Consider the following 5,127-nt stretch of genomic DNA (forward strand, 5'->3'; position numbering starts at 1 on the left):
CTGCGGGGCGGGGCGGGGGCGCGGGGCGGCGCGGGCGCGCCGCCGCCCCCCCCCCCCCCCCCCCCCCCCCCCCCCCCCCGACTTCGTATCTGGTGATCCGTGCCGCAGTCGCCGGGATGATCGACGCGGATCTGGTGGGGGATGACACCGGCGACGCGGCGCTGCCGGCCCACCGCCGCTGGCGGACACCTCCCACCGGGGCGGTGCCAGGTCGTCGACGGACGATCATGGCGGGCGGGTAGCCTTCGGCGCGTGATCGCGCCCGACCAGCCCGTGACGACCGTGGACCGCACCGCCGGGTCCGACCCGCCGCCCGCCGACCCGGTGGCGGCCGGTCCGGTGCGCCTGCCGGTGGCCGTCGCCATGGCGGTGGCGGCGGGTCTGGCGTTGCTGGCGGCCTTCCCCCCGTACGGGTGGTGGCCGTTGGCGCCGGTCGGGGTGGCGCTGCTGGCCGCGGCGACCCACCGGCGACGGCTGCGGGCCGGCGCCGGTCTGGGCTTCCTGACCGGTCTGACCCTGTTCGCGCCGTTGCTGGCCTGGACGAACCTGCACACCGGCTACCTGCCGTGGGTGTTGCTGTCGTTGTTGCAGGCCGGCTATCTGGCGGTGGTGGGGTTGGCCACGGCGTGGGTGTCGCCGCTGGCCGACCGGTTCCCGGCGGCGTGGCCGGCACTGACTGGCGTGCTGTGGGTGGGGCAGGAGGCGCTGCGTGACCGGACGCCTTTCGGCGGGTTCCCGTGGGGGCGGCTGGCGTTCGGTCAGGACGACTCGCCGCTGCTGCGGCTGGCCGCGCTCGGCGGTGCGCCGCTGGTGACGTTCGCGGTGGCGCTGGCCGGTGGGCTGCTGGTCGCCGGGGCGTGGTGGACGGCACAGGCCCGCCGCGGCGCCGCCGGCGCCCGGTGGCGAGGGCCCGTGGCCGGATGCGCCGCGGCGGTGCTGCTGGTCGCCGGTGGGCTGCTGGTTCCGGTGGCCACCACCCGTGAGGCGGCGGGCGTGACGGTGGCGATCGTGCAGGGCAACGTGCCGCGACTCGGGTTGGATTTCAACGCCCAGCGGCAGGCGGTGCTCGACAACCACGTCGATGCCACCATCGCCTTGGCCGGTGAGGTCACCGCCGGCACCCGGCCCCGACCGGATCTGGTGGTGTGGCCGGAGAACTCCAGCGACATCGACCCGTTGCGCAACGCGTCGGCCGGGGCGCGGATCTCCGCCGCCGCGGATGCCGTCGGGGTGCCGATCCTGGTCGGTGCCGTGCTGTTCGGGCCGGAGCGGGGACAGGTGCGCAATGCGGGACTGCTGTGGCGTCCGGGTAGCGGCCCGGACCTGGAGCAGCTGTACATCAAGCGGCACCCGGTGCCGTTCGCCGAGTACGTGCCGCTGCGCCGGATCGCCCGGATGGTCAGCGACCAGGTCGACCGGATCCGGGCCGACTTCGTGGCCGGCGGCGAGGCGGGGGTGGTCGACAGCGGGCCGGCGGTGCTCGGCGACGTGATCTGCTTCGAGGTGGCCTACGACGGGCTGGTCCGGGACACCGTCGTCGGTGGGGCGCAGCTGCTGGTGGTGCAGACCAACAACGCCACCTTCGACGAGTCCGAGGCGCGTCAGCAGTTGGCCATGGTGCGGTTGCGGGCCGTCGAGCACGGCCGTGCGGCGTTGATGGCCTCCACGGTCGGTGTGTCCGGGTTCGTTGCCCCGGACGGGCGGGTAAGCGACGCCACCGGGTTCAACACCCGCGCGGTCGTGGTGCGGCAGCTGCGGCTGACCGAGGGACGCACCCTGGCCACCCGGGTCGGGGTGCTGCCGGAGGCGGTACTGGCCGGGCTGGCCGTGGCCGCGTTGGCCGGCGCGGCGGTGCTGCGGCGTCGGCGGGACGGCCGATCCGTGCCGGGGGCCGCCCACCCGGGGTGAAGGGGGCAGCGGTGGTACACGGAACCGACATCCGTCCGGTGATGACCGGGGTGCCCGGCGTGGGTCGGGTGCTGGTGGTCATCCCCACCTACAACGAGGCCGACAACGTCACCGGGATCGTGCGGCGGGTCCGGGTTGCCGCGCCGCAGGTGGAGATTCTCGTCGCCGACGACAACAGTCCCGACGGCACGGGCGACATCGCCGAGGGCCTGGCCCGCGCCGACCGGCGGGTGCACGTGCTGCACCGGGAGGGCAAGCAGGGGCTCGGGGCGGCGTACCTGGCGGGGTTCGCGTGGGCGCGGGGGCGTGGCTTCGACGCGGTGGTGGAGATGGACGCCGACGGTTCACACGCCCCGGAGGATCTGCCGGCGTTGCTGGCTGCGGCCCGCGACGCCGACGTGGTGATCGGGTCGCGGTGGACGCGGGGCGCCCGGGTGGTGAACTGGCCGCTGCGGCGGCTGCTGCTGTCGCGGTGCGGCAATCTGTACGCGCGCCTGGCGTTGGGTATGCCGGTGGCCGATGCCACCGGCGGCTACCGGGTCTACCGGGCCGGTGTGCTGAATGCGCTGGATCTGGATTCGGTGTGTTCGCAGGGCTACTCGTTCCAGGTGGAGTTGTCCCGGCTGGCCCACCGCGCGGGTGCGCGGATCGTGGAGGTGCCGATCACGTTCGCCGAGCGGGAACGCGGGGCGAGCAAGATGAGCCCGTTGATCGTCGTGGAGGCGTTGTGGCGGATCACCGGCTGGGCGGTGCGCGACCGGCGTACGGCGGTGCGGCGTGGGCTGCACGCGGCCACGGCCGGACAGGCGCGGTGGCCCTGACCGCGGCTCGGCCCGCTACCGGCGAGCCTCCTCGGACCCGCTCTGCGCGGGCGGCGTGTCATGCTGGACGAATGGGACGGCTGTGCCGCCGGGGCGGGGCCGACACGACGAGGCGCCGTGAGGCGGTTGGGGTGATATGCGCCGAGCACTGAGGTTCGTACCGTTGGCTCTGGTGGTGTCCGTGGCCGTGGAGATCGCCGTTTTCGTGGTGGTCGGTCGGACGATCGGGTTCGGTGCGGCGACGCTGCTGGTGTTCGCGGCCTCGCTGCTGGGTCTGGTGTTGCTGCGCCGGGAGGGTGTGCGGGCGTGGCGGGGGTTCCGGGATGCGGCGCGGTCGGGTCGGCCCCCCGGTCGGCAGGTGACCGACGGGCTGGTGGGGCTGCTCGGCGCGCTGCTGTTGGCGACTCCGGGTCTGGTCAGTGGCCTGGTGGGGTTGTTGCTGCTGGTGCCGCCGGTGCGGCGGCTGACCCGGGGTGGGGTGCAGCGGGCCGCCGAGCGCCGGGTGTCGTCGATGACCGCCGGTGACCTGTTCGGTCCCCGCCGGGTGCGGGTGTACCGGGGTGGGCCGCAGCAGCCGGGGCAGGCGCCGCCACCGCAGCCGCAGCCACCGCCGCCACCGTCTCCGGCGGTGTCGGGCGAGGCCATCGAGGGTGAGATCGTGGAGCCGCGCTGACGTACGCGAAACGGCGCCCCCGGGAGTTCCGGGGGCGCCGTTGTCGTGACGGGTCAGGCGCGACCGCGACGGGTGCGGACCTCCTGCAGCCGCTCGGCCAGGATGTCCTCCAGCTCGGCGATGGAACGCCGTTCCAGCAGCATGTCCCAGTGGGTGCGGGGCGGCTTGGCCTTCTTCTGCTCCGGCTCGCTGCCGTCGACCAGTCGGGCCACGCTGCCGTCGAACTTGCACTCCCAGGTGGTCGGCACCTCGGCGTCGACGGCGAACGGCACCTCGAACTGGTGCCCCTTGGCGCACAGGTACTCGCGGGTCTGCCGCGGCGCGAGCTCCGTGTTGCGGTCGGATTCGTAGCTGACCGCGCCCAGTCGGCTTCCGCGCAGCATACGCTCGCCCATGATCGACTTCCCCTCTTCGGTGGTGCAGGTCCTATCGGTGTAACGGTCCGTCTCCGTCGGGCCATTCCCGCTGCCCGCGCCTCGACTACCCCGTACACCCGGGTGCGTAGTCCAGGGTAGCCGGCCATGACGTGCGCCCGGCGGGGTCGTCCCGGCCGGGTCGTCTCGGCGGACCGTCACCGCCAGCGGGAATGGTAACCGTCCCAGGTCGTCGTCCGTCGCCGCGGTGGTTCGACGCGCCGGGCGGGCACCCGTTGGTGTGACGCGGTGTGCGCGGCCCGTCAGCCGGTCCGCGGTGTCGGCGGCAGCGGCAACGGTAGCCCCGGCAGGCCGTCGATGCTGGTGGCGATGTCGTCCTTGCCGGCGAAGTGGGCGTCCAACGACGTGTCGTCCTCCCGGGCGAAACGGCGGGCGTGCAGGTCCCGGTCGCTGTCGTAGGTCATCAGCGGCACCGCGTAGCCGCAGGTGTCGCGGATCAGCCGGGCGTGCACCAGGATGATCGCCCGCAGGCCGTGCATGGTGGTGTCGATGTCCGGGAAGTGCGTCAGCAGGTCGGGGAAGCGGGGATCGTCACGGAACACCGGCTCACCCCGGCCGTGTACCCGCACGATGTTGGGCGGGCCGGCGAAGGCGCACCACATCAGCGTGATCCGGCCGTTCTCCCGCAGGTGGGCGATGGTCTCGGCGTTGCTGCCGGCGAAGTCCAGATAGGCCACCGTCTGCTCGTCGAGCACCGCGAAGCAGCCACGCAGGCCCTTCGGGGAGAGGTTGACGGTGCCGTCGCCGGCCAGCGGCGCGGTCGCGGTGAAGAACATCGGCTGTGCCTCGATGAACTCCCGCAGCCGCCCCTCGATGCGCTCATGCGTCTTGCCCATAACGCCATCCTCCCCCATCCACCCCCCCCAACCACACCCCCCCCAACCCCGCCCCGCCACCCCGCGCCCCGCCGATCATGCAGTTATGGCAGTCGATTTGTCCGGATGAAGCGTTTCCTCGGGTGCCACAACTGCTTGATCGGCGCCAGGTGGGGGGTGGGGTGGGGGGTTACGGGGTGGGTCGGGTGAGGGCGGTGGCCAGGTCGGCTACCTTCGCGGCCAGCTGCGCCACCCGCTCACGAGCATCGTCGCGGTCGGTCTCGGTGGCGTGCAGGCGTACCGTCAGCTCGCTCACCTGGCGTTCGGCGGCGCTGAGCGTTGCCCGCACGCCGGCCAGTTCCGCGCCCAACCGGTCGGCCCGGGCGGCGAGCGCGGCCTGCTGCTCACCGGCCTGCCGGGCCCGCTCGCGGTCGGCGTCGGCCTGCGTCCGGGCCTGCTCGCGGTCGGCGTCGGCC

The 5,127-nt window shown here is 73.9% G+C and carries 5 protein-coding genes and 1 pseudogene; 3 read left to right on the top strand and 3 right to left on the bottom strand.

Annotation, left to right across the window (positions count from 1 at the left end; genetic code table 11):
- The first annotated feature begins 273 nt into the window (after nucleotides 1-273).
- The 3 genes from lnt (at nucleotide 274) to AC2CHE_RS26355 (ending at nucleotide 3,402) form a co-directional block, all read left to right on the top strand.
- Nucleotides 274-1,908: an apolipoprotein N-acyltransferase gene (gene lnt, locus AC2CHE_RS26345; protein WP_484507533.1), complete on the top strand. Its 1,635-nt coding sequence runs from the start codon at nucleotides 274-276 to the stop codon at nucleotides 1,906-1,908.
- Between the two features lie 41 nt (nucleotides 1,909-1,949).
- The gene (locus tag AC2CHE_RS26350; protein ID WP_484507534.1) at nucleotides 1,950-2,729 is read left to right on the top strand and encodes a polyprenol monophosphomannose synthase; all 780 of its coding nucleotides are present in this window, start codon (nucleotides 1,950-1,952) and stop codon (nucleotides 2,727-2,729) included.
- A gap of 136 nt (nucleotides 2,730-2,865) precedes the next feature.
- The gene (locus AC2CHE_RS26355; protein ID WP_484507531.1) at nucleotides 2,866-3,402 is read left to right on the top strand and encodes an FxsA family protein; all 537 of its coding nucleotides are present in this window, start codon (nucleotides 2,866-2,868) and stop codon (nucleotides 3,400-3,402) included.
- A gap of 53 nt (nucleotides 3,403-3,455) precedes the next feature.
- On the opposite strand, the gene AC2CHE_RS26360 is transcribed toward AC2CHE_RS26355, so the two are convergent.
- The 3 genes and pseudogenes from AC2CHE_RS26360 to AC2CHE_RS26370 form a co-directional block, all read right to left on the bottom strand.
- On the bottom strand, nucleotides 3,456-3,797 hold the full coding sequence (locus tag AC2CHE_RS26360; protein WP_046564157.1) for an RNA polymerase-binding protein RbpA: 342 nt from the start codon (nucleotides 3,795-3,797) through the stop codon (nucleotides 3,456-3,458).
- A gap of 281 nt (nucleotides 3,798-4,078) precedes the next feature.
- A complete protein-coding gene (locus AC2CHE_RS26365) occupies nucleotides 4,079-4,672 on the bottom strand; it encodes a pyridoxamine 5'-phosphate oxidase family protein (RefSeq protein ID WP_484507532.1) in 594 nt (197 codons plus the stop codon).
- 169 nt (nucleotides 4,673-4,841) lie between these two features.
- A pseudogene (locus tag AC2CHE_RS26370) lies at nucleotides 4,842-5,127 on the bottom strand (hypothetical protein); the annotation flags it as partial.

The organism is Micromonospora sp. ATLC16 (assembly GCF_057196645.1).

Bases quoted from the DNA above. Each gene is read 5' to 3' on its own strand.
- AC2CHE_RS26350 (WP_484507534.1), top strand. From the start codon at position 1,950: ATGACCGGGGTGCCCGGCGTGGGTCGGGTGCTGGTGGTCATCCCCACC.
- AC2CHE_RS26355 (WP_484507531.1), top strand. From the start codon at position 2,866: ATGCGCCGAGCACTGAGGTTCGTACCGTTGGCTCTGGTGGTGTCCGTG.
- AC2CHE_RS26360 (WP_046564157.1), bottom strand. From the start codon at position 3,797: ATGGGCGAGCGTATGCTGCGCGGAAGCCGACTGGGCGCGGTCAGCTAC.
- AC2CHE_RS26365 (WP_484507532.1), bottom strand. From the start codon at position 4,672: ATGGGCAAGACGCATGAGCGCATCGAGGGGCGGCTGCGGGAGTTCATC.